Source organism: Hyphomonas sp. BRH_c22 (assembly GCF_000961795.1).
GTDB lineage: Bacteria > Pseudomonadota > Alphaproteobacteria > Caulobacterales > Hyphomonadaceae > Hyphomonas.
The window spans coordinates 1-25,393 of sequence record NZ_LADU01000008.1; the positions used below are offsets into that span (position 1 = coordinate 1).

Annotated in this window: 27 protein-coding genes and 2 pseudogenes; 9 read left to right on the forward strand and 20 right to left on the reverse strand. The window is 62.7% G+C overall.

Features of this window, described 5'->3' with window-relative positions:
- Positions 1-21 precede the first annotated feature (21 nt).
- The 8 genes from VR74_RS01485 to VR74_RS01520 all read right to left on the reverse strand — a co-directional run bounded on the left by VR74_RS01485 (position 22) and on the right by VR74_RS01520 (position 9,099).
- Complete coding sequence (locus VR74_RS01485; RefSeq protein ID WP_045693766.1) at positions 22-621, reverse strand: malonic semialdehyde reductase; 600 nt, start codon at positions 619-621, stop codon at positions 22-24.
- A 39-nt stretch (positions 622-660) separates the two neighbouring features.
- Positions 661-1,242, reverse strand: a complete 582-nt coding sequence (locus tag VR74_RS01490; protein WP_045693768.1) for a NifU family protein — start codon at positions 1,240-1,242, stop codon at positions 661-663.
- A gap of 80 nt (positions 1,243-1,322) precedes the next feature.
- On the reverse strand, positions 1,323-2,381 hold the full coding sequence (locus VR74_RS01495; RefSeq protein WP_045693769.1) for a hypothetical protein: 1,059 nt from the start codon (positions 2,379-2,381) through the stop codon (positions 1,323-1,325).
- A 180-nt stretch (positions 2,382-2,561) separates the two neighbouring features.
- A complete protein-coding gene (locus VR74_RS01500; protein WP_299949312.1) occupies positions 2,562-3,020 on the reverse strand; it encodes a copper chaperone PCu(A)C in 459 nt (152 codons plus the stop codon).
- Positions 3,021-3,109: 89 nt separating this feature from the next.
- On the reverse strand, positions 3,110-4,144 hold the full coding sequence (gene trpS, locus VR74_RS01505) for a tryptophan--tRNA ligase (protein ID WP_045693771.1): 1,035 nt from the start codon (positions 4,142-4,144) through the stop codon (positions 3,110-3,112).
- A gap of 24 nt (positions 4,145-4,168) precedes the next feature.
- Entirely contained in the window at positions 4,169-5,725 is a 1,557-nt protein-coding gene (murJ, locus tag VR74_RS01510; RefSeq protein ID WP_045693773.1) for a murein biosynthesis integral membrane protein MurJ, read from the reverse strand.
- 22 nt (positions 5,726-5,747) lie between these two features.
- The gene (locus tag VR74_RS01515; protein ID WP_045693775.1) at positions 5,748-8,597 is read right to left on the reverse strand and encodes a [protein-PII] uridylyltransferase; all 2,850 of its coding nucleotides are present in this window, start codon (positions 8,595-8,597) and stop codon (positions 5,748-5,750) included.
- A 34-nt stretch (positions 8,598-8,631) separates the two neighbouring features.
- Positions 8,632-9,099, reverse strand: a complete 468-nt coding sequence (locus tag VR74_RS01520) for an Lrp/AsnC family transcriptional regulator (protein WP_045693777.1) — start codon at positions 9,097-9,099, stop codon at positions 8,632-8,634.
- Between the two features lie 110 nt (positions 9,100-9,209).
- Here VR74_RS01520 and VR74_RS01525 point away from each other — a divergent pair, with 110 nt between their 5' ends.
- Positions 9,210-10,412, forward strand: coding sequence for a methionine gamma-lyase (locus VR74_RS01525; protein WP_045693778.1), 1,203 nt, complete (start codon positions 9,210-9,212; stop codon positions 10,410-10,412).
- Here VR74_RS01525 and VR74_RS01530 read toward each other — a convergent pair.
- Positions 10,409-10,774 carry an EthD domain-containing protein gene (locus VR74_RS01530; RefSeq protein ID WP_045693780.1) on the reverse strand — a complete coding sequence of 122 codons (366 nt, stop codon included), beginning with the start codon at positions 10,772-10,774 and terminating at the stop codon, positions 10,409-10,411. The two genes, VR74_RS01525 and VR74_RS01530, sit on opposite strands and share 4 nt — an antisense overlap.
- A gap of 139 nt (positions 10,775-10,913) precedes the next feature.
- Here VR74_RS01530 and VR74_RS01535 point away from each other — a divergent pair, with 139 nt between their 5' ends.
- Both VR74_RS01535 and VR74_RS01540 read left to right on the forward strand, forming a co-directional pair.
- The gene (locus VR74_RS01535) at positions 10,914-11,591 is read left to right on the forward strand and encodes a nitroreductase (protein WP_045693782.1); all 678 of its coding nucleotides are present in this window, start codon (positions 10,914-10,916) and stop codon (positions 11,589-11,591) included.
- Between the two features lie 78 nt (positions 11,592-11,669).
- Positions 11,670-12,677 (forward strand): SDR family NAD(P)-dependent oxidoreductase, encoded by a 1,008-nt coding sequence (locus VR74_RS01540; RefSeq protein WP_045693784.1) that lies wholly within the window; start codon positions 11,670-11,672, stop codon positions 12,675-12,677.
- Positions 12,678-12,687: 10 nt separating this feature from the next.
- Here the strand turns inward: VR74_RS01540 and arsC are convergent, their stop codons facing one another.
- The 6 genes from arsC to VR74_RS01575 are packed head-to-tail and all read right to left on the reverse strand — an operon-like array spanning position 12,688 to position 16,277.
- Positions 12,688-13,107: an arsenate reductase (glutaredoxin) gene (arsC, locus tag VR74_RS01545; RefSeq protein ID WP_045693786.1), complete on the reverse strand. Its 420-nt coding sequence runs from the start codon at positions 13,105-13,107 to the stop codon at positions 12,688-12,690.
- 15 nt (positions 13,108-13,122) lie between these two features.
- Positions 13,123-13,527, reverse strand: coding sequence for an OsmC family protein (locus VR74_RS01550; RefSeq protein WP_045693787.1), 405 nt, complete (start codon positions 13,525-13,527; stop codon positions 13,123-13,125).
- Entirely contained in the window at positions 13,520-14,389 is an 870-nt protein-coding gene (locus tag VR74_RS20340) for a VOC family protein (protein WP_299949314.1), read from the reverse strand. The genes VR74_RS01550 and VR74_RS20340 overlap by 8 nt, the downstream gene beginning before the upstream one ends.
- 12 nt (positions 14,390-14,401) lie before the next feature.
- The gene (gene arsB / locus VR74_RS01565; RefSeq protein WP_045693790.1) at positions 14,402-15,424 is read right to left on the reverse strand and encodes an ACR3 family arsenite efflux transporter; all 1,023 of its coding nucleotides are present in this window, start codon (positions 15,422-15,424) and stop codon (positions 14,402-14,404) included.
- A gap of 4 nt (positions 15,425-15,428) precedes the next feature.
- Positions 15,429-15,920 carry an ArsI/CadI family heavy metal resistance metalloenzyme gene (locus VR74_RS01570; RefSeq protein WP_045693792.1) on the reverse strand — a complete coding sequence of 164 codons (492 nt, stop codon included), beginning with the start codon at positions 15,918-15,920 and terminating at the stop codon, positions 15,429-15,431.
- Positions 15,921-15,941: 21 nt separating this feature from the next.
- On the reverse strand, positions 15,942-16,277 hold the full coding sequence (locus VR74_RS01575) for a metalloregulator ArsR/SmtB family transcription factor (protein WP_045693794.1): 336 nt from the start codon (positions 16,275-16,277) through the stop codon (positions 15,942-15,944).
- A gap of 104 nt (positions 16,278-16,381) precedes the next feature.
- Here VR74_RS01575 and VR74_RS01580 point away from each other — a divergent pair, with 104 nt between their 5' ends.
- Together VR74_RS01580 and VR74_RS01585 are read left to right on the forward strand one after the other, a co-directional pair.
- A complete protein-coding gene (locus tag VR74_RS01580) occupies positions 16,382-16,867 on the forward strand; it encodes a CinA family protein (protein ID WP_045693796.1) in 486 nt (161 codons plus the stop codon).
- A gap of 43 nt (positions 16,868-16,910) precedes the next feature.
- On the forward strand, positions 16,911-17,750 hold the full coding sequence (locus VR74_RS01585; RefSeq protein ID WP_045693798.1) for a class I SAM-dependent methyltransferase: 840 nt from the start codon (positions 16,911-16,913) through the stop codon (positions 17,748-17,750).
- Between the two features lie 96 nt (positions 17,751-17,846).
- Here the strand turns inward: VR74_RS01585 and VR74_RS01590 are convergent, their stop codons facing one another.
- Positions 17,847-18,677 (reverse strand): alpha/beta hydrolase, encoded by an 831-nt coding sequence (locus tag VR74_RS01590; protein WP_045693800.1) that lies wholly within the window; start codon positions 18,675-18,677, stop codon positions 17,847-17,849.
- Between the two features lie 254 nt (positions 18,678-18,931).
- On the opposite strand from VR74_RS01590, the gene VR74_RS01595 reads away from it, so the two are divergent.
- A complete protein-coding gene (locus tag VR74_RS01595; protein ID WP_045693801.1) occupies positions 18,932-19,402 on the forward strand; it encodes a MarR family transcriptional regulator in 471 nt (156 codons plus the stop codon).
- 141 nt (positions 19,403-19,543) lie between these two features.
- Positions 19,544-19,906 carry a hypothetical protein gene (locus tag VR74_RS20345; protein ID WP_299949316.1) on the forward strand — a complete coding sequence of 121 codons (363 nt, stop codon included), beginning with the start codon at positions 19,544-19,546 and terminating at the stop codon, positions 19,904-19,906.
- Between the two features lie 69 nt (positions 19,907-19,975).
- Here VR74_RS20345 and VR74_RS01600 read toward each other — a convergent pair.
- Positions 19,976-20,191, reverse strand: a pseudogene (locus VR74_RS01600) (tRNA pseudouridine(38-40) synthase TruA); the annotation flags it as partial.
- A gap of 58 nt (positions 20,192-20,249) precedes the next feature.
- Between VR74_RS01600 and VR74_RS01605 the strand changes: the two are divergent.
- Entirely contained in the window at positions 20,250-20,411 is a 162-nt protein-coding gene (locus VR74_RS01605) for a hypothetical protein (protein ID WP_299949320.1), read from the forward strand.
- An 80-nt stretch (positions 20,412-20,491) separates the two neighbouring features.
- Here VR74_RS01605 and katG read toward each other — a convergent pair whose 3' ends face one another.
- Positions 20,492-22,732, reverse strand: coding sequence for a catalase/peroxidase HPI (gene katG, locus VR74_RS01610; protein ID WP_045693806.1), 2,241 nt, complete (start codon positions 22,730-22,732; stop codon positions 20,492-20,494).
- A 360-nt stretch (positions 22,733-23,092) separates the two neighbouring features.
- Complete coding sequence (locus tag VR74_RS01615; RefSeq protein ID WP_045693816.1) at positions 23,093-24,529, reverse strand: IS1182 family transposase; 1,437 nt, start codon at positions 24,527-24,529, stop codon at positions 23,093-23,095.
- Between the two features lie 209 nt (positions 24,530-24,738).
- On the opposite strand from VR74_RS01615, the gene VR74_RS20350 reads away from it, so the two are divergent.
- On the forward strand, positions 24,739-25,101 hold the full coding sequence (locus VR74_RS20350; RefSeq protein WP_299949316.1) for a hypothetical protein: 363 nt from the start codon (positions 24,739-24,741) through the stop codon (positions 25,099-25,101).
- Positions 25,102-25,170: 69 nt separating this feature from the next.
- On the opposite strand, the pseudogene VR74_RS01620 reads toward VR74_RS20350, so the two are convergent.
- Positions 25,171-25,393 (reverse strand): annotated as a pseudogene (locus tag VR74_RS01620) (tRNA pseudouridine(38-40) synthase TruA); the annotation flags it as partial.

Sequence of the window (25,393 nt, forward strand, 5' to 3'; positions counted from 1 at the left end):
ACCAGCATGGCGCGTGTGGCTTCAGAGAATCCGGCAGGCTTCGTCAAAGTCCAGGCGCGGACTGCGGTCGAACAGCTTGGACTTGTCGCCATGGCCGATATTGCAGATGAAATTGGCGCGCCAGTAATTCATCTCGCCGTCCTGGCTTTCGAAGAATTCCTTGTTCACGCCAGCCGCATCGAAACCGGACATCGGACCGCAATCGAGGCCCAGCGCCCGGGCAGCGACCATGAGGTAGGCGCCCTGCAGCGAACCGTTGCGAAAGGCTGTCTCGTCGCGATTGGCATTGAACCAGTCCTTGGCGCCGGGAGCGTGCGGGAACAGGGCGGGGATCTTTTCCTGGAAGTTCAGGTCATAGGCAATGATACAGGTCCAGGGCGCGGTCAGCGTCTTGTCCCGGTTGCCTTCCGACATGTGCGGCGCCAGGCGCTGCTTGCCCTCTTCGGTGGTCACCCACACGAAACGGGCGGGCGAACAATTTGCGCTGGTGGGCCCCATCTTGGCGAGATCGTAGACGGCTCGCACCAGGACTTCCGGCACCGACTTGTCGGTAAACCCGTTCTGGCTGCGCGCATCGCGGAAAATCACGTCAAGGGCGTGGTCGTTGACCGGGTGGGCCATGGCTGCATGTCCTTCTGCTATTGGCGTCGTCATATGGTCCTACAGGACCGCTTCGACCGCCGTCACTTCCGGAACGTAGGTCTTGAGCATGTTTTCGATGCCCTGCTTCAGCGTCATTGTCGAGGACGGGCAGCCTGCACAGGCGCCGCGCATCGACAGGTGCACGATCCCGGTATCGGGCTCGAACCGGTGGAAAATGATGTCGCCGCCATCCTGCGCGACGGCCGGGCGAACGCGCGTTTCGATCAATTCCTTGATTTCCTCGACAATTTCGGCAGCCGCGCCTTCATAGACGGTGCCGTCACCCGAGGTTTCGCTGGCGGTGACAGCGCCATCTTCCACAACCGGCAGGCCGGCCATGAAATGGTCCATGATGGCTGCCAGGACCATTGGTTTCACGTGTTTCCAGTCGCGGGCCGGATCCTTGTTGATCGATACGAAATCGCGCCCGAGGAAGACCCGGTCGACACCGTCCACCTGGAACAGGGCCCGCGCCAGCAGGCTCATGCGGGCGCTGGCGATATCGGGAAAATCGAATGGACCGAGGTCGCCCGCAACGGGCAGGCCGGGCAGGAATTTCACGGTGTCGGGATTGGGTGTCGGTTCGGTCTGGATGAACATGGGCTTGGGGGCCCCTCTCGCATGGCTGATACCCTGCTCAGATGGCCCGAAGGGGCGGCGCGTTCAAGGGGAAAGGCTGATCAGGGTGCGGTTGCAGCCAGGGCAGGGTCCAGCGCGGCCACTGATTCGAGGTCTTCGCCGGGAACAGCCTCCAGTGCATCTGCCAGCGCCAATGACGACCGTTTGGCTTCGGCGAGGAAGAAACCCATGCCGGCAAGGTGATTGGCCATCAGCATGCCGTCACCGGGCTGGTTCGACACGATGAGGGGCTTCATGCGTGCGGCGCGGCCCCAGGCGTCCTTGGCCTTGGTCAGTGCGTCCTTGACCGCAGGTTCCCGTCCGATGCGGGGCTCGGACCGTTCGGCTGCCATCAGCATTTCGCGGGCGACGTGCGCACGTGCCTTGGCGCCATAGAAAGCGATAATATCCGTGCGGCTTGCCGGCCATTCGACCACGTCACGGTTGATCTGGGCGGACAGGTCAGCCAGGTCGGTGTCGGCCCAGCCCGCAAACAGGCGGGCTTCGGCCTTGACGAAGTCCATCCGGTCGGGCTGGACGGCCAGGCCGCGTGCCGCGCGGGTATCGAAACGGTTAAGAGCCTCAGCAGCCGTTGTCAGGCGCGGGCGCATGTCATCACCGGGCATGCCATGCAGCAGGCGGGCGGCGGCGGTCAGGTCTTCGTCCGGTTCGCCATTCACCGGGCTCATCACGGCCATGAGGCGCGTATGCTCGGCCAGTGCGTCGGCTGTCGCCTTCTGCCAGGCGGGCATTGCGGTCAGGCGGGCCTGAGGGTGCCAGCTGGCGCGGTCTCCGGCCCAGCCGGTGCCTTCCAGTTCGCGGGCGATCTTGTTGATGGCCACGCCTGCCTCGTGAGACGTCCAGTTCTGGCTGGCGGCCAGCGTCACGTCACGGTCATCGATCCGGTGGGACATGACGGTCATCACGGGGTAGGCCAGCACGGCGCCGACGACCACGCCGACTTTCAACATCAGGATGGACCGGCGCCACCAGCGCTGGAAAAACAGCATGATCGGGCTGGGTTCAGCATAGTCGAAAGTCACAAGATGATCCGTACCGATCCGGGTCACGACGGGCCCTTCCTCCTGGTAGGCTGCAGGCAAGCGACTATCAAATGCCATCCACTCAACTTTCAACTGCTCAAACTGTTGCTATTACGACACTATGCGGGGATTTATCCGTCATTAACAGTCCCTTAACAGTTAAATCTCCGCAACCCGAAATTTCAGTTGCAAGAGCTTTGCCAAGACCCTTGTCGGGCCTTGGTTTTTTTGTGTGCGGTCTGCGCAAATAATTAGCAGTTAATCGCCCTGGCCGACGATTTCGGCCGTCGTGACCAGCATCTGTTCCTTGCCCTGACCATTGTTGAAGGTCAGGACGATATCGACCGAGTCGCCGATGGCGATATCGGGAGAAACCCCGAAGAACATCAGGTGATTGCCGCCGCGCTCCAGCACGAGGGGTTCTTTCTCGGTGACGGGAAGCGAATCCAGCCTGCGCATCTTCATCATGCCGCCTTCCATGGACATGGTGTGAATCTCCACGCTGTCCGCGAAATCGGCCGTCGCGGCGACCAGCGCCTCGTCAGCGCCTCTCACCTTGATCACCATGCCACCCCCCGACACGTCACGCCCTTCCGCCGGCTTCACCACATAGGCGTCTGACACTTCGATGACGCTGACGCCCTCCGGCAGGGGTTCGGAACAGGCCGCCACCATCGTGAGTCCGAGTATGCCAGCAACAAGGGGGGAGAGTCTCATCTTGCATCCTTCCAGGTGAATCGCTTCTGGTGAACGCTACGCGTTTCGGGGCGTTGTCGAAAGGGGCCACGCCGCCGCAGCGCGGCCTGTCAGACCTGCCAGAAGCCGATGATGCGGCGTACTTCGTCCATGACCGGCGCCGCGATGGCGCGGGCCTGATCGGCGCCTGCAGCCAGCGCCCGGTCGATTTCGGCCGGATCGTTGAGAATCTCGCGGAAGCGCTCTGTGATGGGCGCAAAGTGCGCCACGGTCACATCCGCCAGCGCGGGCTTGAACACGCCAAAGCCCTGTCCGCCATACTGGCGCAGGATCGCCTCGACGGGCTCTCCCGACAGCGCGCTGTAGATGCCGACCAGGTTTTCGACTTCCGGGCGCCCCTTCAGGCCGTCCACCTCGCTTGGCATATCGCCCAGGAGATCGGTCTTGGCTTTCCGGATCTTCTTGGAGATCTCGTCGGCCGTATCGACAAGGTTGATGCGCGAAAGGTCTGACGGATCAGACTTCGACATCTTCTTCGTGCCGTCCTTCAGGCTCATGATGCGCGCGCCCGGCCCCTGGATCAGGGGTTCCGGCAGCGGGAAGAAGCCCGGCGCGTCATATTCGCGGTTAAAGCGTTCGGCGATGTCGCGGGTCAGTTCAAGGTGCTGCTTCTGGTCGTCGCCGACGGGAACGTGCGTCGCCTTGTAGGCGAGGATATCGGCCGCCATCAGCACCGGGTAATCGAACAGGCCGACCGATGCCCGCTCGGCATCCTTGCCGGCCTTGTCCTTGAACTGGGTCATCCGCTCCAGCCAGCCCATGCGCGCCACGCAATTGAAAATCCAGGTCAGCTCGACATGCGCCAGTACAGAGGACTGGGCGAACATGGCGGATTTCGCCGGATCGATGCCGCAGGCCAGATAGGCCGCCGCGATCTGGCGTGTCTGGTCGGCGAGGGCGCCTTTTTCCACAGGCTGCGTGATCGCGTGCAGGTCGACGACGCAATACAGGCACTCATGGCTGTCCTGCAGGGCGACGAACTTCTTCAGCGCGCCGAGATAGTTGCCAAGGTGCAGCTTGCCGGTGGGCTGGACGCCGGAAAAGACGCGCTCAGGGCCGGTATAGGTGGAGGTCGTATCAGTCATGGGCAGGGCCAATAGCGCGTTTGGTCAGCGCCGCATAGTGCGGCGGATGTCGCTGATCCTGACCGCGCCGGTCAGCAGGGCCGCGACAGCATAGGTAAACCCGCCCGCCAGCACGATCACAGCCGCTGCAAGGACTTTGCTGCCATACAGGCTGGCCTGGAGGGGCGCGAGATTGTCCAGCATCAGCCAGATCACCGCCGACATCGCAGCTGTCGCGAGCGCCGCCCGTATCAGGCCGGAGGCCAGCCGGGGCCCGGGCCGGTACCAGTCCCGCCGCACCAGTGTCGTCCATAGCAGGATCGCGTTCACCCAGGCGGCGATACTGGTCGCAATGGCAAGGCCGATAAAGCCCTGCTGGCCCAGCGATTTCATCCAGAAGAACAGGCCCGCGCCCAGCGCCGTGTTGATGGCGACCGAGACCAGCGCATAGCGCATCGGCGTTTTCGTATCTTCCCGCGCGAAATAGGCGGGCGCCAGAACCTTGATCAGCACGAAAGCCGGCACGCCCCAGGCAAAATGAAAGAGGGCGCTGCCCGACTGGAAGGCGTCATCGGCCAGGAAGGCCCCGCGAACGAAGAAGGCATCGATCAGGAAAACGGGCGCAATCATCAGCGAGGCGGCTGCCGGGAGGGTCAGCGCCATGGCCAGGCCGATGCCCTCATCCATGGTTGTCCGGCTGGACGTATCATCCATCGCGCGGGCGGCGCGCGACAGGCGCGGCAGGATCGCAACGCCAACCGCCACGCCGACCAGGCCCAGCGGCAGCTGGTACAGCCGGTCAGCCGCGTAGAGCCAGCTCTTTGCGCCCACTTCGAAACTCGCCAGCGACTGGCTGACAATGATGTTGATTTGCGTACCGCTGGCCGCGATCGTGCCGGGCAGGGCGAGCATCATCACTTTCTTCACGGCGGGTGTCAGGCGCGGAAATCCGATCAGGCTGAGATGCACCTTCTGGCGCCTGACGCCCCACCAAAGCGCCCCCGCCTGCAGCACGCCGGCAATGAAATACGCAATGGATGCGGCCTTGGCCGTGGTTACCGGGTCCGGGCTGACAAAGGCGGCCGGGATGAGACAGAGGTTCAGGAGCGTCGGCACGCCCGCTGACAGGATGAACCGCTCCGAGGAATTCAGCACACCCGACAGCAGCGCGGCCAGCGCCATGAAGGTCAGGTAGGGCATCGTGATGCGGGTCAGCAGGACCGCGAGATTGTAGTGGACCGTATCATCGGCCTGGCCGCCATGGATCAGCAGCAGGACCCAGGGCATGAATATCTGCGCCAGAATTGTCAGCGCGGCCGTCGCCGCAAACAGGACCCGCATCGCCTCCTGCGCCACCGCCCGGGCGGCTTCGGCGCCCTCGGCCTCCAGCGTGCGCGCATAGGTCGGCACGAAGGCCGAGGCAAAGGCGCCTTCGGCAAAGATGCGGCGGAACAGGTTCGGAAATTGCTGCGCCGTGGCCCAGGCATCGCCGACCGGTCCGGCGCCGATACGGGCAACCAGCAGGATGTCGCGCACCATGCCCAGCACGCGGCTGGCCAGCGTCAGGGAAGACTGCACGAGTGTGTTGCGCGCGACGCTCATGCCAGTCCCCTTGGGTGAATTCTCAGAAACTGTCCACGGCGCGGGAGCGTTTCAGCTTCCGGGCCGGGGTTTGCGGTGCCTCAAGTTCCTCGCGTCCGAGAACGGCGAGAAGACGCTCTTTCAGCGTATCCTTGCGCGCGCCCTTGCCCAGTTTCTGGCCACGGGCCGTCTGGACATAGAATGCATCGAACACGCGTTCACCATAAGACCCGACATGCGCCGAATGGATCGACAGTTTCATGTCGGCCAGTACGTCGGCGACTTCGTGCAGCAGGCCGGGGCGGTCGCGGCCGCCGACATCAATAACCGTATAGTCGGCGGACAGGTCATCGCGGATCTGGACAGAGGGCTGCACAAGGAAGGCCGCCTCGCGCCGTCCCGCGCGTGTCTTGACATCGCCCTTGATGGCCTTGCCTGCCAGGGCGTCGCGCATCGCCTGTTCCAGCCGTTCCATGCGGGGCGCATCGCCTGCCGCGAAAGCACCCTTGGAATGGTCCTGCAGCATGAAGATATCGACGATCCGGCCGCTCTTGCTGGTGAAGACCTGCGCCGAGACGACATTCGCGCCGAGCCGGGCCAGGGTGCCCGCGAGGTCTGCGAACAGGCCGGTCCTGTCGGCGCCGGAGACGATGACGGCCACAGCGCCGCCATCGGTCAGGTAACGGTGGGCAACCGTATCGTGGGAATCGGTCAGCACCTGCGCCTGCCAGGCAAGGTCTTCAAGGTCGAACCCGGTCCAGTAGGCAGTCTCCATTTCCAGCATGATGGCCGGCACACTGCCGATCTGCTCCACCAGCGCCTCGCGGCGCCGTTCGGCGCGTGCTTCCAGCTCGGCCAGCACGCCGGCCTCGTCCGTCCGGCCGCCGCGCAGGGCCGCTGCCGTATTATTGTAGAGGTCTGACAGCAACTGGCCTTTCCAGGCGTTCCACACGGCCGGTCCAACAGCCTTGATATCCGCAACCGTGAGAATGTAGAGCAGGCGCAGCCGCTCCAGCGAGCCCACCAGGTCGGCAAATTTTGCGACGGTCCGCGGGTCCGAAATATCGCGTTTCTGGGCGGTCTCGCTCATTTCCAGATGGTGCCCGACCAGCCAGGCCACAAGTTCGGTTTCCGCCTGCGGCAGGCCCAGCCGTTCGCAGGCGCGTGCCGAGGTCTTCGTGCCTTCGATCTGCTGGTCGCCCTTGCCCTTGCCTGTGTCGTGCAACAGCATGGCCAGGTACAGGGCCCGGCGGTTTTCAAGCAGCGGGAACAATTCCGAGACGAGGGCCACCTTTTCCCCGCGGCCATGCTCCATGTCGGAAATATGGGCAACGGCGCGGATCGTGTGCTCGTCCACCGTATAGTGATGATACATGTTGAACTGGGTCTGGGCCACGATGCCGCCGAATTCCGGTATCAGGCGTCCCAGCAGGCCGGACTCGTTCATCCAGCGCAGAACCTGTCCCGGCCTGTCGCCGCCCATGATGGCTTCTAGCACCAGCCGCCTTGCCTCGGGCAATTCGCGCACGGGCTCATTGATGCCGCGCAGATTGCGGGTCAGCGCAGTCAGCGCGTCCGGGTGGATGTCCTTGCCCTCCCGGCGGGCAATTGTGAACAGGCGCAGCATGTTGAGCGGATCGGCCGCCATCACCTCTTCGCCGGTCACGTTGATACGCCCATTGTCCAGCGTGAAGCCCTTTTCCGGCAGGGCCTGCGGGGCGCGCACGGGCAGAAAGCGGCGCAGGCCTTCCGGCTTCTTCTTGTGGTCGGCTTCCAGCTTGGCCGCCAGGATACGGGTCAGGCCGCCGACATCCTTGGCGATCAGGAAATAGCGTTTCATGAAACGCTCGACACCCTGCTGCTCGCCACGATCGCGATAGCCCATGCGGGAGGCGATTTCTGGCTGCAGGTCAAACCCGAGACGCTCTTCCGGCCGCCCGGTCACGAAGTGCAGGTGGCAGCGTACGGTCCACAGGAATTTCGCGGCCCGGATGAAGATGGCATATTCGTGCGGCGTGAACGGGCCATTGCGCATGACGTCTTCCAGCGTCGTGCCGCCATACATGTGCTTGGTGATCCAGTAGAGCGTCTGCAGGTCGCGCAGGCCGCCCTTGCCTTCCTTCAGGTTCGGCTCGACGACATAGCGCGCATCGCCGTGGCGATTGTGGCGCGCGTCGCGTTCGGCCAGCTTGTCGGCGATGAACTGGGCATCCTTGCCTTTCACCGCATCGCGCTGGAACAGCTCGAACATGTCATTGGCCAGCGCCTCGTCGCCGCAGATGAAGCGTGCGTCCAGCATGGATGTCTTGATGGTGACATCCTCGGCCGCCAGCTTCACGCAATCGTTTGGTGTGCGGAAGGCGTGTCCCACTTTCAGGCCCATGTCCCACATTGCGTAGAGCATGTATTCGATCACGCTTTCAGTGTGCGGGCTGACCTTGTAGGCGCGCAGGAACAAGAGGTCGGTATCGGATGACGGCGCCATCACGCCGCGGCCATAGCCGCCGGTCGCAACCAGCGCGATCCGCTCGGCCTCGGTGGGGTTGCGCGCCCGGATGACATGGGTGGTCGTATAGTCGTACAGCGCATGGATGACTTCATCCTGCACGGCGCAGAGCAGGCGCGCGGTATCCAGTCCGTCTGCGCCCTGCTGCAGGCGCTCCTGCGCGATCATGCGTCCGCGAAACAGGGCCGCATGCAAATGGTCAATCGCAATCTTCCGCGCCGCCTGAGGGTCTCCCAGATTGTTCTGGGCCGCTGCCGTCAGCTTCACCCGCAGGGCGCGGCCGTCGATAATGTTTGAAATGCGCCACCGTCCCGGCCGCCGCTTCGAGGGGCTGCGTGTCTCGACAAGACTGGGTGCTTTCGGGGCAGGGGTCGACGTATCTGTCATGCGATTCCTATAGCAGGTCGGCGTCTGCCGACTATCACCGCTTTTCAGGTAGAACTGGCAAGCTGCGCGACTGTTTTACCACGCCATACGCAAAACTGGTTTCTATTGAGGCAATTCCCGGAATTTTCTGGATCGTCTGGCGCACCAGCTGTTCATAATCGTCGAGGCTGCGGGCAACGACGCGCAACTGGTAATCCTCGCTGCCGGTCATCAGGTAGCAGTCGATGATCGCATCGGTTTCGGCAATGCGTTCCTCGAAGCGCCGGACAGTCTCGTCGGAATGGTTGGTCAGGCGGATGCGCACAAAGCCGGTGATGGGAAACCCGCAGGCCTTTTCATCCACCAGCGCCGTATAGCCCGTGATCAGGCCGGCCGCTTCGAGATTGCGCACCCGGCGCAGGCAGGGTGAGGGCGACAGGCCGATCATGGCCGACAATTCCTGGTTGGTCAGGCGGCCGTCGCGCTGCAGCGCACTTAATATCTTGGCATCTGTTGCATCCATTTCGCCAGTTATTGGCAGAATCTGTCAATTTGCAACTGATAATCAGCAGAATGAGGCGAAACCTGCGTATTGGAGTGTGCTATACTGGTGCAAACACCGGAGACACGTTCATGGCCTATGACACATCGCGGCCGCTCGGCTTTGCAACCCGCGCCATCCATCACGGCTACCATCCCGAGGACAATCAGAACGCGCTGACCCCCCCGCTGCACCTCACCTCCACTTTCGCCTTCGAAACGGCAGAGCAGGGCGGCGCCCTGTTCGCAGGTGAGGCCGAGGGCCACATCTATTCGCGCATTTCGAACCCGACGGTCGCACTCCTCGAATCCCGCATTGCCGAGCTGGAAGGCGCCGAGGCCGGGCTCTGCACCGCCTCCGGCATGGGCGCGATCTCGGCCACGATGTGGACGCTGGTCAAACCCGGCGACGAGATCATCACCGACAAGACGCTGTATGGCTGCACCTTTGCCTTCATGCGCGACGGCCTCTCCCGCTTCGGCATCCAGATCACCCATGTCGATCTGCGCGACCCGGAAAACCTGCGCGCGGCGATCAGTGACAAGACGCGCATCGTCTATTTCGAAACACCCGCGAACCCCAATATGCGCCTCGTCGATATCCGCGCCGTGTCAGACATCGCTCACGCATCCGGCGCACTGGTCATCGTCGACAATACCTATGCCTCGCCCATGCTCACGCGTCCGGTCTCTTTCGGTGCAGATTTCGTGCTTCATTCGGCCACCAAATATCTCGGCGGACACGGTGACCTGGTCGCCGGGGCCGTCTGCGGCCGGGCCGAAGCGATCCACGAGATCCGCATGGTTGGCGTCAAGGACATGACCGGTTCCGTCATGGCGCCGTTCAACGCCATGCTGGTGATGCGCGGCCTGAAAACCCTGCAGCTGCGCATGCAGCGCCACTGCGAGAGCGGAATGAAAGTGGCCGAATGGCTCGAGGCCCAGCCGGGCGTCTCCGCCGTTTACTATCCCGGCCTCGCCAGCCATCCGCAGCACGACCTCGCCAGGCGCCAGATGGACGGCTTCGGCGGCATGATCGCCTTCGAACTCAAAGGCGGCTACGAGGCCGGCATCGCCATGATGAACCGCCTCTCCCTCATCCGCCGCGCTGTCAGCCTTGGCGATGCCGAGACCCTTGTCCAGCACCCCGCCAGCATGACGCATTCCACCTATTCGCCGGAAGAACGCGCAGCGCACGGCATCAGTGATGGCCTCGTGCGCCTGTCAGTCGGGCTGGAAGATGTGGCTGACCTGCTGGAAGATCTGGCCAATGCGCTTGGAACAAATGACCGCTAGCCCACCACCACATGCTCGTCCCCAAACCAGAGCGGCGAATTCGCCAGGTCGATGAACTTCTGCTCGTCTTCCAGCAATTCGCGGCCCGCTGCGGCGGCGGCCTCGCTCGTATTCGCCGCCATGGCCTCTTCGCTTTCGAACCACAGCTCGGCCACGCCGTCATAGGCGTCCGGGCCGCCGCGCGATGCCTGCATCGCCGCGTTCAGGCCGTCATGCGCCGTGTGCACCTGGACGTAGCGCAAGATGCCGAGCGTCTTCGCGTGCCTTGCTACCAGCGGGGCGTGCTGTTCACGCCAGTATGTCTGGAATTCCTCCCGGCTGAGGTGGGGCAGGCGGCGAAGGCAGAAGCTGAGCTTGATCATGGCCTGAGCCTATTCAGGCAAGCGGGCGGTGTCGACCGGAATCCGTCCGCCTGCCGCTACGACAGGTCTGGCAGGCAGGCGCCGGCTGCCCCACAAAGCCTCTGGAGTATGAAACACTTTACTTTTTGGAGGGTCACCAGTGGAATTCAAGGACGTGGTCATGGGCCGCCGCAGCATTCGCGGCTACCAGCAGAAACCCGTGCCAAAGGCGCTGATCCGCGAAGTGCTGGAAATGGCCATCCGTGCGCCGACCTCGCTGAACACCCAGCCCTGGAATTTCTACGTCGTCACGGGTGAGGTGCTTGACCGCATCCGCGAGGGCAATGTCGAACGCAACCTTGCGGGCGTGCCCGACAGCCGGGAATTCCGCATGGGCCCCGGCTATGAAGGCGTCCACCGCGAGCGCCAGATCGGTATTGCGATCCAGCTTTTCGAGGCGATGGGGATCGAGCGCCACGACAAGGAAAAGCGCATGGACTGGGTGCTGCGCGGCTTCCGCCAGTTCGACGCGCCGGTCTCGATCGTGATCACCTATGACAAGTCGATCCAGGGCAGCGACATTGCGCCTTTCGATTGCGGCGGCGTCGTCAATTGCCTCGTCAACGCGGCCTGGTCGAAGGGGCTCGGCTGCGTCATCAACAGCCAGGGCATCATGCAAAGCCCCGTCGTGCGCGAACATGCCGGCATCCCCGATGACCAGGTGATCCAGACCTGCGTCGCCATGGGCTGGCCGGACGACAGCTTCCCCGCCAATGCCGTCGTCTCGACCCGCAAGTCGGTCGACGAGGCGGCCACCTTTGTCGGCTTCGACGACTGATCGGCCCTCGTCCTGAAAGTGCCGCGCGTGACCAGCCGGTCCCGCGATGGTAGACTGGCACAAACACGGGAGCCTCTCATGCCGAAGACACTCGAACTCAACCGCCGTCACCTGATGATGGGCGCCGGGCTGGCCGCGACCGCGTTCGCAGCCACGGGCGCGCAGGCCTATGCCGAAACAAGTTCAGCCGCGCCGGACCTGTCCGGCAAGTCGATCCTCATCACCGGGTGTTCGTCAGGCTTCGGCCGTCTCGGCGCGGAGCATTACGCGCGGCTTGGCGCCAAGGTGTTTGCCACCATGCGCAACCTTCCGCGTCCGGAAGCAGACGAACTGAAGGCCCTCGCAGCCAGCGATGGTCTCGACATCACCGTGATTGAAATTGACGTGACGTCGGATGCTGAGGTCGAGGCCGGTGTGGCCGAGGCGCTCGCGGCGGCGGGCGGATCGATCGATGTTCTGGTCAACAATGCCGGCATCGCCTTTGCCGGGCCGATCGAAGTCCAGGACATGGCAGCCACGCAGCTGATCTTCGACACCAATGTCTTCGGGCCGCAAAGAATGATCCGTGCCATGCTGCCCGCCATGCGCGCCGCTGGCCGCGGGCAGGTCTTCAATATTACGTCCCAGCTCGGCCGCGTCATCGTTCCGGGCTATGCGCATTACTCGCCGACCAAGTTCGCGCTTGAGGCGCTCAGCGAGCAGCTTGCCTATGAGACGGTGACGCAAGGCATTGAGGTGACGATCATCGAGCCCGGCGGCTACCCGACCGAGATATGGGAAAACCAGGTCGCCCTGTCGGCCACGCTCAAGGCGCGAACGCCGGAAGCCCTGCTTGCCGCCTATCCCCAGATGACGGCCTCCATGGGCGTCGATAATGGCGGTGGCGGCGGCAGCACCGATCCGATGGACATTCCGCGCAATATTGCCGAGATCATCGCGATGCCGGCGGGTACGCGCCCGCTGCGGCGCGCGGTGCACCCGGTGTCGCGCCCTCAGGAACCCATCAACGAGGTGTCGGCCCGACAGCAGATCGCCATGCTCGGCGGCTCGTCCTACGGCCCGATGGTCAAGGCCGTGCTCGACTAGCGCCGCCCCGTCAGCCGACGCGGCGGCCGTCCGCATCGATTAGCAGCGCGCCATCTTCCTTGTGCAAGGGGCCGGGCGGCAGCGTATCCAGCAGGTCAAGCACCGCCTCGCTGGGGCGGCACAGGCGAACCCCTTTCGGCGAGCACACAATCGGCCGGTTGACCAGCACAGGCGCGTCCAGCATCGCATTGAGGATCGTGTCGTCGTCAACGCCCGGCGCCAGCAGGCCAAGCTCGGCGGCCGGTGACTTGGTTTCCCGCAAGGCCGTACGCGGCGTCAGTCCGGCAGCCGCGAACAGGCCGAGCAGTTGCGGCCGGGTCCAGCCGGTTTTCAGGTATTCAATCACGACCGGCTCTGCGCCGCTCGCCTCGATAATCGCCAGAACATTGCGCGATGTGCCGCAATCGGGGTTGTGATGGATGACGATCATATGAGGCAGCCTGTTTCAGGGTTTTCGTTTGATGGAGCCGGTCAAATCGGTGGCGTCAGCCACCGTGTTGGAAATTGTCCCGAACTTGCGGATATTCTTGTGAAGCAGGTCGAGGCGGTGGTCGGATTCATCGGTATCCACGATGATTTCGTAATCAATCGACACGATCTTTGGCGGCGCGTCCTGCCGGACGCCGTGCAATTTGATGCTGACCCCGCGCAACTTGAAATCGAGTAGCGGTGTGACCCGCTCGATTCCCTTCAACATGCAGGCTGCGACTGAAGCGAGGAACAGCTCTGCCGGATTGAACGCATCCGCGCGGCCCGACAAATCCGTATCGATGGTGAGAGCCGCCTCCTTGGCCCGCGCCTCGCCACCATGCGCGTCGATCCTGCGGGCGGTGACAGAGTATTCACGCATGAGCGGGCTCCGTGCCGTCCACGAGATATTCTTCGTTTTTATCATCAGGCATCAGGGCCAGTTCGGCGTCCGTGAGGCGCGCATATATCTCGATGAGATTACCGTCCGGGTCCTTCAGCCACAGTTCGTGCAATGGCGTCCCCCGCCAGGTCGTTCTCGGCGGCTTGAACACCGTGACGCCTTCTCCGATGGCGCGGTCATACGCCTCGATCACGCCGTCCTTCGTACCGACATCAATGCCGAGATGGTAAAGCGTGTCATGGTTCAAGGTCTTGCCATCCGACACCAGCAAGACAAAGTTCAGGCTCAGGTCCGGGCGCAGGAATGTCGCAAAGCGGTGCGTCCAGTCCTTCGGCCAGACACCGAGCAGCCAGCTGTAGAAACGGGTGCTGCGCGGCAGGTCACCGACCCTGATGCTCGCATGGAATTCCTGCGCTTTCGGGCCGGGGGGCACATCCAGCAGGCCGTCAAGTATCGCGAGACGTATATCGATCTTGTCCCGTGCCGCTGCAAACCGGGCACGGAAGTCTTCCTGTGTCAGCTTGGGATCATCGCTCGCCGGGTCATCGATCGGCCAGTGCAACCGGTGGGTTGTGCCCGGCAGCCACGGGCAGACTTCCTCGGCGCAAAGCGTGATCACATAATCGAAGTCGGCAGCATTCATTGCCTCGACCGGTTTCGACGTGTGCGCACTGATATCGATCCCGATGTCCGCCATGGCCTCAATGGCGAACGGGTTGGGAACCGTCGGCTTCGACCCGGCGCTCGCGACCTCGACACGGTCACCGAAGCGCTGGCGTGCGAGGCCTTCGGCCATCTGGCTGCGGGCCGAATTGGCGACACAAAGAAACAGTATCCGCATGAGACGTATCCTTCAGTGTTCCGGAAAGCTTTTGCGGGTGCGGTTGGCGAATGCCACGAGCGACAGCATCACCGGCACTTCCACCAGGACGCCGACCACTGTTGCGAGCGCCGCGCCGGAATTCAGCCCGAACAGGCTGATGGCAACGGCGACGGCGAGTTCAAAAAAGTTCGACGTGCCGATCATGGCGCAGGGCGCGGCCACATTGTGCGGCACTTTCCATGCCCATGCGGCGCCGTAGGCAAGCGCAAAGATGGCGTAGGACTGTATCAGGATCGGCACGGCAATCAGGGCAATGATCAAAGGCCGGTCGATGATCACCTGCCCCTGGAACCCGAACAACAGGACAACGGTCGCCAGCAAGCCGACGACGGATGCGGGTTTGATACGGTCGGTGAAGGCGGTCACCGCCGCGGCCCCGCCGCGCGCCATCAGCACCTGGCGCGTCACGACGCCTGCGATCAGCGGTATCACGACATATAGCGCAACCGACAGGATCAGTGTTTCCCATGGCACGGCAATGTCGGTCACACCCAGCAGGAAGGCGACGAGCGGCGCGAAGGCGAACACCATGATCGCGTCATTCACGCTCACCTGCGCCAGCGTGTAATTCGGGTCGCCCTTTGTCAGCTGTGACCAGACAAAGACCATCGCTGTGCATGGGGCCGCACCAAGCAGGATCAGGCCGGCAATATAACCCTCCGCGTCGGCGGCCGGAATGAAGCCGGCAAACACATGCTTGAAAAACAACACACCGAGGGCGGCCATGGTAAAGGGCTTGATCAGCCAGTTGACGACCAGTGTGATGATCAGTCCCTTCGGCTTTTCTCCCACACGGGCGATGCTGGTGAAATCAACGCCGATCATCATCGGCCAGACCATCGCCCAGATCAGGATGGCAACGGGAAAGTTCACATTTGCGTATTCCAGTCCTGCCAGTGTTTCGAACAGGCCGGGGATGATCAGGCTGAGGCCGATCCCTGCCAGGATGGATGCGGCGACCCATACCGACAGGTAGCGTTCAAAGACTCCCATGCCGCTAGCAGCAGCCAGACGCCACGGGGCGCGTCTCCGGCTGCGGCGCCGGGCAGCATGCGCGCTCCACCGCCATGCCGGTCGGCGTTGAGACGAGCCGCCCGTCTGCGGCTTCGGGCCCGCCACCATAGACCGCGCTGTCGCCGATCGTATGGAAGACTTCCCAGGCCACGCCTGACGGGTCCTGCACCCAGCTCTTTTCCGATTTCGCGTAGCAGCAGGTTGTCGCGCCTTCTTCCAGCACGGAGGCATCGGCGCGCCCGAGGCGCTCATAGACCTCGGCGAGTTCGTCGCCCGTCTCGACCTGTATGCCAAGGTGTTCCACACCGGCTTTCGCGCCACGCTGGCTGATCGCCAGGTTGACGCGCGGGTCGTCGAGCATCCACTTGGCATAGTCGGCTTTCAGCACGGTCGGCTCGGCCGAGAACAGGGTTGAATAGAAATCGATCGACCGGGTCAGGTCATCGACAGCGATGTGAACATGCAGGCGTTTCATGGTTTTTCCTTTGTTTTGAATTTAGCAGCAGGCCGAACGGGCCAGTTCCAGAACCGGTGCGCACACATCTTCCCGGCCTGCACAGCAATCCTCCATGAGGAAGACAATCAGGCCACTGATCGCACCGAAATTGGCAGTATAGATGATCGACCGGCCGTGCCGCTGCCCCGTCACCAGTCCGGCTTGGGACAGGATGTTCAGCTGCGCCGACAGCGTGTTCGGCGGCACGTCCAGTGCGGCGGCAATGTCGCCGGCCGGCAGGCCGTCATGGCCCGCTTTCACGAGCAGGCGGAACACGGCCAGGCGGCTATCCTGGGCGAGGGCGGAGAGTTGGGCGAGGGCGGCTTTCGTTTCCATAGTTCCAATATTGTGGAAATGAAGAAGAATGTCAAGAGGAATCTGCGCGCCTTGCCGCAGCGAACCATGTTGCGCCTGCCCGCCGCACCTGCTTGATGTCAGCCATGCAGACACTTCTTCCCCTCGCGTCCGATATCGGGATGCGGCTCAAGGCCCGGCGGGAAACCGTTGCGGTATCTGAATCCTCATCCGGCGGCCTGATCTCTGCGGCGCTTCTGTCCGTGGCCGGCGCGTCGGCCTATTATCGCGGCGGCGGCGTGATCTACACGCCGCAGGCCTTTCGCGGCCTGATGGGCCTCGGCCGGGCCGACATGCCGGAGGGCATGCGCTCCTCCACCGAACCCTATGCAAGCATGATGGCCCGCACGATCCGCGGCAAGCTCGATGCCGACTGGGGCCTCTGCGAAACCGGCGCGTCCGGCCCGTCCGGCAATGGCTATGGCGATGCCGCCGGGCACACCTGTGTCGCCGTGTCAGGCGCGCAGATCGAGATTTCCCGCACACTCGAAACCGGCCTGTCAGACCGCGAGGCCAATATGCGCCTCTTCGCGCTGGAAGCGCTGACCCTGCTGCACGAGGCCCTGGCCTGAGCAGCCCCCCGAACCCCACCCCCCGCACAAAGGACTGCCACCGATGAGCAATGCAGATCAGGTCGAATACTGGAACGGGCCGGCCGGCCAGAAATGGGTGGACCAGTCGGACCGGCTGGATGCCATGCTGGCGCCCTTCGCCGACACGGTCCTCGCCCGGGCAGGTCTTAAGCCGGATGAGTTTGTCATGGATATCGGCTGCGGCGCCGGGGCGCTCACCCTGCGTGCGGCGGCTGAAACCGGCGCGGGGCAGGGCGCGCTCGGCGTTGATGTGTCGGCGCCCCTGATCGCACTCGCCCGTGCGCGTGCAGTAGCGTCCGGTGCGCCCGCCCGGTTCGAACTCGCTGACGCCAGCACTTACACGGCCAGCCCGGCTGCCGACATCGTGATCTCGCGCTTCGGCGTCATGTTCTTCGACGATCCGGCGGCCGCCTTCGCCAATATCCGCCAATCGGTCCGGCAGGGCGGCAGGATGGCATTCGTCTGCTGGCAGGGGCTCGCCGTCAATGACTGGGCGCTGGCGCCGCTGCAGGCCGCCATGCCCTTCCTCAAGGAAGCGCCCCCGCCGGCAGACCCCACCGCGCCCGGCCCGTTCGCCTTCCAGGACAAGGACCGGGTCGCCCGCATCCTGTCAGACGCAGGCTGGGCCAATGTGGCGATTGATCCGGTGGAAACCGCCATCGTGCTGCCGGGCGATGATGCCCTGTCGACGGCCGGTTTCATGATGCAGCTCGGCCCGCTCTCGCGCCTGCTGGAAGCGCAGGGCATCGACGAGGCGCAAGTCCGCGATGCGCTCATCCAGCTGCTGCAGCAGCACAAGGCGCCCGACGGCCGCGTCACCATGAAATCCGCCTGCTGGCGCGTGACCGCCGACAACGCCTGATCTGCACACGGCGCAAAGTCGTTCAGGCAATCTTGTCGTGCCGGATGCGCAAAAAAAGTCCGGGCCGCTTGTGGAGCGGCCCGGACCTCGGTGGACCTAGTTTTTGATGAAAGCCAGAAGATCTGCATTGATCAGATCCGGTTGCGTCGCAAACAGGCCGTGCGGCAGGCCTTCATAGGTTTTCAGCGTTCCGTTCTGCAGCAGCTTGACGGCGCGGCGGGCGGTTTCGTCAACCGGAACGATCTGGTCGTCTTCGCCGTGCATCACGAGGACAGGGACGGATATCGCCTTCAGGTCTTCGGTGAAGTCCGTCTCCGAGAAGGCGGTGATCGTGTCCAGCTGGGCTTTCGCGCTGCCGGCCATGCCCTGGCGCCACCAGTTCTGGATCAGACCTTCGCTGACCTCAGCGCCTTCCCGGTTGAAGCCGTAGAACGGGCCCGAGGGCACATCGAGGTAGAACTGTGCCCGGTTCTCGATCAGCGCCTTGCGGAAGCCGTCAAACACTTCGAGTGGAACACCCGTCGGGTTGGACTCCGTCTGGCCGAGGATCGGCGTGATCGCGCCGATCAGCACCGCCTTGGAAACCCGGCCCGGCTCTGCCGTGGCGACATAGCGGGCGACAACGCCGCCGCCGGTGGAGTGGCCGATATGGACAGCGTTCTTCAGGTCGAGCGCGGCGACAAGGTCCGCCGTATCGGAGGCAAACGTGTCCATGTCATGGCCGATGTCCGTCTGGGTGGAGCGGCCCTGGCCGCGGCGGTCAAAGGCGATGACGCGGTAGCCTTCCGACAGGAAGAACAGCATCTGGTTGTCCCAGTCGTCGGCGGTCAGCGGCCAGCCATGGTGGAACACGATGGGCTGGGCATCTTTCGGGCCCCAGTCCTTGTAGAAGATCTGGTTGCCGTCTTTGGTGGTGATTGTGGACATTTGAATGTCTCCTTGAGTTGAGGCGTTGAGGGCAGGGTTGGTTGCAGGAACCTGGCAGGCCGCGAGGGTGGAGAGGGCGACCGCAGAAAGAAGGGATTTCAACATTGGAGGTCTCCAGAAAACTATCGCGATAATCATTATCGCGATAAGTAACAGATAGTGGATTGAGATTTCCGCGTCAACCCCTATATTTATCGCGATAGGTAATTTCGCGATAAAGACTATGATCCGGCAGAGCGAAGAAGGAATGAGAGATGCCCGACGCCAAGACACAGCCGGCGTTCCCGCCGCCATTGAGCGAGCACGTCTGCCGCACGATTTACGCGGCAAACCTCGCCATCCAGCGGATCCACAAAGTGCTCCTGGATGAGCTGGGCATCACCTATCTGCAATACCTGGTTCTCAATCTGCTCTGGGATTGTGACAACCAATCCGTCAGCGAACTTGCAGGCCAGCTGGAACTCGAAGCAAGCACCCTGACGCCGCTCCTGAAGCGGCTCGAAGCGGCCGGCTATGTAAGCCGCGTCCGCAACCCGGAGGATGAACGTCAGGTGCTGATCGGCCTTACAGACAAGGGCCGGGAACTGAGAGGCTCAGCCGGTTGCGTCAGCGCCAACCTGGCGCGGAGATCCGGCATGTCAGCGAGTGAATTGCATGCGCTCAACGCGAAAATTCGTGAACTGCATGATCGCCTTGTCGCGCCGGTCAACGACGGAGACACATGAAACCTGTATGCGAAGGACAGGTTCACCGGGCCTGCCTTTCCGGCAGTCCGGCGGCGATGACCTGGCAGTGATTACAACGCATCTGGCCTTCGCCCCCGCTAACGTGTCCAACCCCCTCCGGGCTGCCCCTATACTGCGCCCATGCACCCCCGGCACGCCCCCCTCTATGCGCACGTCCATGTCCTCTTCTGGCCATGGCTCTGGTGGCAGTTGTGGAATCTTGACCGCTGGAAAAGGGCAACCGGGCGCGGCGTGCTTCTCGCCGTCGACCGCCGGGGCAATGTCTACATTCGCTATGTGACGGATGCGCCGGGGCAGGGGCCGCAGAGCTTTCGCGCGCCGGTCTCGGCGCGGCTGGCGCTCGCAATCGCGCCTGAAGTCTCACATGCTCCGTGTCCCCAGCCTACGCTGCGCAGGGATCAGCAATCGCACCGCGATTGCCCCGCAGCAGGCCCAAGCGTAAGCGCAGGGCTGGGTCAAACACTGCCCTTGCCCGACACCTGACCGCAAACCCGATCCCGAAAACCAGCAAACCACCCCCCAAGCGCCCTCACAGGCGCCGCACGCGCAGCGTCAGTCGTAATCCACTTTCTCCAGGAACAGGCCGTCAGGCGGCGAGACCGGGCCGCAGGCCGTGCGGTCGGCGGCGGCGAGGATGTCCAGCAGCCAGGCCGCATCGCGCTTGCCGCGCCCAATTTCCACCAGTGACCCCACCATCGAGCGCACCTGCCTGTGCAGGAAGCTCTGCGCCGACAGCGTGCATTCGATCCGGTCGCCATAGCGGGCGACATCGAACCAAACCGCCATCGTGCTGCCGGGCGATGATGCCCTGTCGACGGCCGGTTTCATGATGCAGCTCGGCCCGCTCTCGCGCCTGCTGGAAGCGCAGGGCATCGACGAGGCGCAAGTCCGCGATGCGCTCATCCAGCTGCTGCAGCAGCACAAGGCATCCGACGGCCGCGTCACCATGAAGGCCGCCTGCTGGCAGGTGAGCGCGGATAACGCTTAGTTCGCGTTATCCGCGTTGATGAACATCGTGCTCTATGCTCACATCCGTGTCCTCCTGTGCGGGGGACTCCCCAATGTTGCTCAGAAACGATCGAGGTTCATTACCTTGGCCCAAGCGGAAACAAAGTCGTTCACGAACAACTCATTCGCATCATCGGAGGCATAAGCTTCGGAAACCGCCCGGAGCTCCGAATTCGATCCGAAGACCAGATCAACCGGAGTGGCAGTCCATTTCAGCTTGCCGCTGGCCCGGTCATACCCTTCGTAAAGACCCTCGGTCTTCGCCGACTTCTCCCACTTCGTGGACATGTCGAGCAGGTTGACGAAGAAGTCGTTGCTCAGCGTGCCAGGACGGCTGGTGAAGACGCCATTTGCCGAGTGTCCGGTGTTTGCATCGAGTGCGCGCATGCCCCCAACCAGCACCGCCATCTCAGGAACGGTCAGTTCCAACATGCTGGCCTTGTCTACCAGCATTTGCGCCGGTGGAAGGTCGCTGTCCATGCCGTAATAGTTACGGAACCCGTCAGCGTGGGGCCGCAGGTACTCGTAGGATTTGACATCGGTCTGCGACTGCGTGGCATCCACACGGCCTGGGCTAAATGGCACAGTCACGTCATGGCCTGCCTTCTTAGCCGCCTGTTCGATGGCCGCATTGCCGCCCAGCACGATAAGATCTGCGATCGAGACCTTCTTGTTGCCGGTGGCTGAGCTGTTGAATTTCTTCTGAACACCTTCGAGCTTGCCGAGTACCTTGGTCAGTTCGGCTGGGTCATTGACGGCCCAATTCTTGGCCGGTTCCAGCCGGACGCGGGCGCCATTGGCTCCGCCGCGCATGTCAGTCCCGCGGAAGGTTGATGCGGAGGCCCAGGCAGCCTTGACCAATTCCGGACCGGTCAGGCCAGTCGCAAGGATACTCTTCTTGAGCTGGCTCACGTCTGATGCGTCAATCGCCGCGTAATCCGCAGTTGGAAGCGGATCCTGCCACGAGAAGGCTTCCTTCGGTACTTCGCTACCCAGGTAGAGGGCACTTGGCCCCATATCGCGATGGGTCAGCTTGAACCAGGCACTCGCAAAGGCGGCGGCGAACTCATCAGGATTGTCGTGGAAGCGCTGTGAGATCACGCGGAAGCCGGGATCTTCTTTCAGGGCTATATCCGTGGTGAACATGATCGGCGCGTGCCGCTTGCCTTCGACATGGGCGTCAGGGACCAGCTTGGCAGCAAAGGGGGTGGAGGGAATCCACTGTGTCGCGCCCGCCGGGCTTTTCGTCTGGACCCATTCGAATCCGAACAAATTGTCAAAGTATTGCGTTGTGAAGGCTATCGGGTTGGCTGACCATGCGCCTTCCAGTCCGCTGGAGACGGTATCCTCGGCGTTGCCCTTGCCGCACGTGTTCTCCCAGCCAAGTCCCTGCTTTTCCATGCCCGCGCTCGTGGGATCGGGGCCGACGCATTCGTCCGGCTTGTGGGCACCGTGCGCTTTGCCAAACGTGTGTCCGCCGGCGATCAGCGCGATGGTCTCTTCATCGGTCATCGCCATGTTGCCGAAAGCGATGCGAATGGCTTTCGCGGCCGCAAGAGGATCAGGATTGCCGCCTGGGCCTTCCGGATTGACATAAATCAGACCCATCTGGGTTGCCGCGAGCGGACCAATGAGATTCCCGTCCTTGTCGAAGCGGTCAGCGGCGAGGAACTTCGTCTCCGGCCCCCAAAACACCAAGTCCGGTTCCCAAGCATCAACCCGGCCACCGGCAAAACCAATGGTTTCGAAGCCCATGTTCTCCAGCGCGACATTGCCCGTAAGAACCATCAGGTCACCCCAGGAAAGCTTGCGGCCGTATTTCTGTTTGATCGGCCAGACAAGGCGGCGCGCCTTGTCGAGACTGATATTGTCGGGCCAGGAGTTGAGCGGTTCAAAACGCTGCTCACCTCCGCCAGCTCCGCCGCGCCCGTCACCGACGCGATAGGTGCCCGCACTGTGCCAGGCCATGCGGATGAAAAACGGGCCGTAGTTTCCATAGTCGGCTGGCCACCACGGCTGAGAGGTGGTCAGGACACTTTCGATATCTTTCTTGACTGCGTCGAGGTCTAGCGTGGCAAACTCCGCAGCATAGTCGAAATCTGCGCCATAAGGATTGGCCCCAGCGTCGTCCTGACGCAGCGCACTCAGGTCCAAGCGGTTCGGCCACCAGTCCTGATTGGACATGACCTTTTCTTCGGCCTGAGCTTCTTCGGCATGGGCCGGACTTGCCATCATGACCAGAGTGGCGGGAACCACAGTAGCGGCGATTATGGCGAAAAGAGATACCGAAGTCTTGCGCATTTTATCCTCCTGATTGGCTTGTAGGAATCGCTCAGAACACGAACGGATCGCTGAGTTGGCAGAATGATGGCGCCCCCAGACGGCGCCAACAATATGTATTACCCCCTAAAGAATATAGGAAATGCAGATCGTTTGGTGGTGTCAGGCGAATGCGAACCATTCTCCATTATTCGCGGACGAGCAGGGTCCCAAGTAGTCTTGCGGAGAGTTGTGCGGCTTGCATTCTCGAACCTCATCACTCGCCAATGTCAGCTTCCGGGAGTGGCTGTGTAAAAACGCGTTGTGAGATCGACAGATTTCCCGGCCTTGCTTGGATTTACCCTCAGCGGGCGTGATCCGAGTTCGAACCGAAGACGTCCATTACGCCCGGATCGCAGTGATGAGAGGCTCCACACCCAGGATCGCGATCATCCGCTTCAGATTGTAGGCCAGAACGCAGAGACTCATCTCGGTTTTGACCTTCTCCATCCCCTTGGTCAGGAAGTGAGTATGCCCCATCCAGGATTTCAACGTGCCGAACGGATGCTCTACCGTCCGGCGGCGGATGTTCATGGCGTCGGGCATGCCATTGAGACGCTTGAGCATGGCATCGACGACACCCTCGTGCTCCCAGCGCTTGATGCGCCGGAACGGCCCGGTCGTGCAATGGGGTTTCAGGGCACAGGTTTCGCAGCGGGTCGTCCAGTATGAGTGAAGCGTCTGACCCTTCTCAACATTGGTGAACCTGTAGGTCAGCATCTCGCCAGCCGGACAGCGATAGGCATTCTCATCCGGATCATAGAGGAAGTCATCCTTGCCATACCGGCCCGCAGCCTTCGCGCCCGATGTATAAGGTTTCGGAACGAGGGGGCTGATGTCCTGCGCATTGCAGGCGAGGATTTCCCAGCCACTGAAGTAACCCCGGTCCGCAAGGACATCGAGCGTGTCGGTGCCCATGGCTGACCTGGCCTTCATCGCCATCGGCGAGAGTTGCGCCTTGTCGTTCACATCGTTCGTCACCTCATGCGCGACGATGAGATGATGCTCAGTATCAACAGCTGTCTGTACATTATAGCCAACCATGCCTGATGCACGCAGGCTCGTCGCCATAGCCCGGGCATCAGGATCAGTCAGCGATATCTGGTGATCGGGGCTGGCGATCACCGTGGCTTCGAGCGATTTCAGCTCCTGCAGTTTCGCTTTCATCGCAGCGACTTTCTCCCGCAAGCGCCCCACCTTTTCCTCCGCAACATCTCCCTCCTGCGCATCGGCGGCATCGAGCGACTGCAGGTAACGCCCGATGCTGGTCTCGACCTGCTCGATCCGTCGCTTCAGCTTGCCTCTCGTGATGTTCCGGTCGCGGGCATTGACGGCCTTGAACTTCGCCCCGTCGATAGCCGCCACGGCTTTAACGAACAGGCCGATCTCTCGGCACAGGGCAATGAACTGCGCACACACCGCCTGGATCGCCGGGCCATTATCCTTCCGGAAGTCGGCAATCGTCTTGAAGTCCGGAGCCAGCCGCCCGGTCAGCCACATCAGTTCGATATTGCGGCCGGCCTCACGCTCCAGCCTCCGGCTCGACTGGATGCGGTTCAGGTAGCCATAGAGATAGATCTTGAGAAGTGTCGAGGGATGATAGGCAGGTCGGCCGGTCGCCTTCGGCATCACCCGCGCAAACCCCAATTCGGCCAGATCAAGTTCGTCGACATAAACATCGACGACCCGGACCGGATTGTCCTCACCAACATAGTCCTCAAGACTGGGAGGAAGCAGCACCTGCTGTGCGCGATCCTCGCCTTCGACAAACCGTCCCATGGCAGCCTCCTGTTCGGATGCAAACACCATGAACTGATTTGCGCCGTTTTCACACAGCCACGGGATGAAACGGGCGTTCGAAACGGCGGGGCAGCCTGAGGACGCGTTTCCGGCAGTCCGTTGCATCGACCTGCCAGCCGGCGCAGCACACCGATCTGCACCAGCGCCAATCTATCCAACCCCCTCCGGGCTGCCCCTATAATGCCCCCATGCACCCCCGGCACGCCCCCCTCTATGCGCACGTCCATGTCCTCTTCTGGCCATGGCTCTGGTGGCAGTTGTGGAATCTTGACCGCTGGAAAAGGGCAACCGGGCGCGGCGTGCTGCTCGCCGTCGACCGCCGGGGCAATGTCTACATTCGCTATGTGACGGATGCGCCGGGGCAGGGGCCGCAGAGCTTTCGCGCGCCGGTCTCGGCGCGGCTGGCGCTCGCAATCGCGCCTGAAGTCTCACATGCTCCGTGTCCCCAGCCTACGCTGCGCAGGGATCAGCAATCGCACCGCGATTGCCCCGCAGCAGGCCCAAGCGTAAGCGCAGGGCTGGGTCAAACACTGCCCTTGCCCGACACCTGACCGCAAACCCGATCCCGAAAACCAGCAAACCACCCCCCAAGCGCCCTCACAGGCGCCGCACGCGCAGCGTCAGTCGTAATCCACTTTCTCCAGGAACAGGCCGTCAGGCGGCGAGACCGGGCCGCAGGCCGTGCGGTCGGCGGCGGCGAGGATGTCCAGCAGCCAGGCCGCATCGCGCTTGCCGCGCCCAATTTCCACCAGTGACCCCACCATCGAGCGCACCTGCCTGTGCAGGAAGCTCTGCGCCGACAGCGTGCATTCGATCCGGTCGCCATAGCGGGCGACATCGAAC

Excerpts from the sequence above, each read along its gene's own strand:
- VR74_RS01485 (WP_045693766.1), bottom strand. The coding sequence starts at position 621 with ATGGCCCACCCGGTCAACGACCACGCCCTTGACGTGATTTTCCGCGAT.
- VR74_RS01490 (WP_045693768.1), bottom strand. The coding sequence starts at position 1,242 with ATGTTCATCCAGACCGAACCGACACCCAATCCCGACACCGTGAAATTC.
- VR74_RS01495 (WP_045693769.1), bottom strand. The coding sequence starts at position 2,381 with ATGGCATTTGATAGTCGCTTGCCTGCAGCCTACCAGGAGGAAGGGCCC.
- VR74_RS01500 (WP_299949312.1), bottom strand. The coding sequence starts at position 3,020 with ATGAGACTCTCCCCCCTTGTTGCTGGCATACTCGGACTCACGATGGTG.
- trpS (WP_045693771.1), bottom strand. The coding sequence starts at position 4,144 with ATGACTGATACGACCTCCACCTATACCGGCCCTGAGCGCGTCTTTTCC.
- murJ (WP_045693773.1), bottom strand. The coding sequence starts at position 5,725 with ATGAGCGTCGCGCGCAACACACTCGTGCAGTCTTCCCTGACGCTGGCC.
- VR74_RS01515 (WP_045693775.1), bottom strand. The coding sequence starts at position 8,597 with ATGACAGATACGTCGACCCCTGCCCCGAAAGCACCCAGTCTTGTCGAG.
- VR74_RS01520 (WP_045693777.1), bottom strand. The coding sequence starts at position 9,099 with ATGGATGCAACAGATGCCAAGATATTAAGTGCGCTGCAGCGCGACGGC.
- VR74_RS01525 (WP_045693778.1), top strand. The coding sequence starts at position 9,210 with ATGGCCTATGACACATCGCGGCCGCTCGGCTTTGCAACCCGCGCCATC.
- VR74_RS01530 (WP_045693780.1), bottom strand. The coding sequence starts at position 10,774 with ATGATCAAGCTCAGCTTCTGCCTTCGCCGCCTGCCCCACCTCAGCCGG.
- VR74_RS01540 (WP_045693784.1), top strand. The coding sequence starts at position 11,670 with ATGCCGAAGACACTCGAACTCAACCGCCGTCACCTGATGATGGGCGCC.
- arsC (WP_045693786.1), bottom strand. The coding sequence starts at position 13,107 with ATGATCGTCATCCATCACAACCCCGATTGCGGCACATCGCGCAATGTT.
- VR74_RS01550 (WP_045693787.1), bottom strand. The coding sequence starts at position 13,527 with ATGCGTGAATACTCTGTCACCGCCCGCAGGATCGACGCGCATGGTGGC.
- VR74_RS20340 (WP_299949314.1), bottom strand. The coding sequence starts at position 14,389 with ATGCGGATACTGTTTCTTTGTGTCGCCAATTCGGCCCGCAGCCAGATG.
- arsB (WP_045693790.1), bottom strand. The coding sequence starts at position 15,424 with ATGGGAGTCTTTGAACGCTACCTGTCGGTATGGGTCGCCGCATCCATC.
- VR74_RS01570 (WP_045693792.1), bottom strand. The coding sequence starts at position 15,920 with ATGAAACGCCTGCATGTTCACATCGCTGTCGATGACCTGACCCGGTCG.
- VR74_RS01575 (WP_045693794.1), bottom strand. The coding sequence starts at position 16,277 with ATGGAAACGAAAGCCGCCCTCGCCCAACTCTCCGCCCTCGCCCAGGAT.
- VR74_RS01580 (WP_045693796.1), top strand. The coding sequence starts at position 16,382 with ATGCAGACACTTCTTCCCCTCGCGTCCGATATCGGGATGCGGCTCAAG.
- VR74_RS01585 (WP_045693798.1), top strand. The coding sequence starts at position 16,911 with ATGAGCAATGCAGATCAGGTCGAATACTGGAACGGGCCGGCCGGCCAG.
- VR74_RS01590 (WP_045693800.1), bottom strand. The coding sequence starts at position 18,677 with ATGTCCACAATCACCACCAAAGACGGCAACCAGATCTTCTACAAGGAC.
- VR74_RS01595 (WP_045693801.1), top strand. The coding sequence starts at position 18,932 with ATGCCCGACGCCAAGACACAGCCGGCGTTCCCGCCGCCATTGAGCGAG.
- VR74_RS20345 (WP_299949316.1), top strand. The coding sequence starts at position 19,544 with ATGCACCCCCGGCACGCCCCCCTCTATGCGCACGTCCATGTCCTCTTC.
- VR74_RS01605 (WP_299949320.1), top strand. The coding sequence starts at position 20,250 with ATGATGCAGCTCGGCCCGCTCTCGCGCCTGCTGGAAGCGCAGGGCATC.
- katG (WP_045693806.1), bottom strand. The coding sequence starts at position 22,732 with ATGCGCAAGACTTCGGTATCTCTTTTCGCCATAATCGCCGCTACTGTG.
- VR74_RS01615 (WP_045693816.1), bottom strand. The coding sequence starts at position 24,529 with ATGGGACGGTTTGTCGAAGGCGAGGATCGCGCACAGCAGGTGCTGCTT.
- VR74_RS20350 (WP_299949316.1), top strand. The coding sequence starts at position 24,739 with ATGCACCCCCGGCACGCCCCCCTCTATGCGCACGTCCATGTCCTCTTC.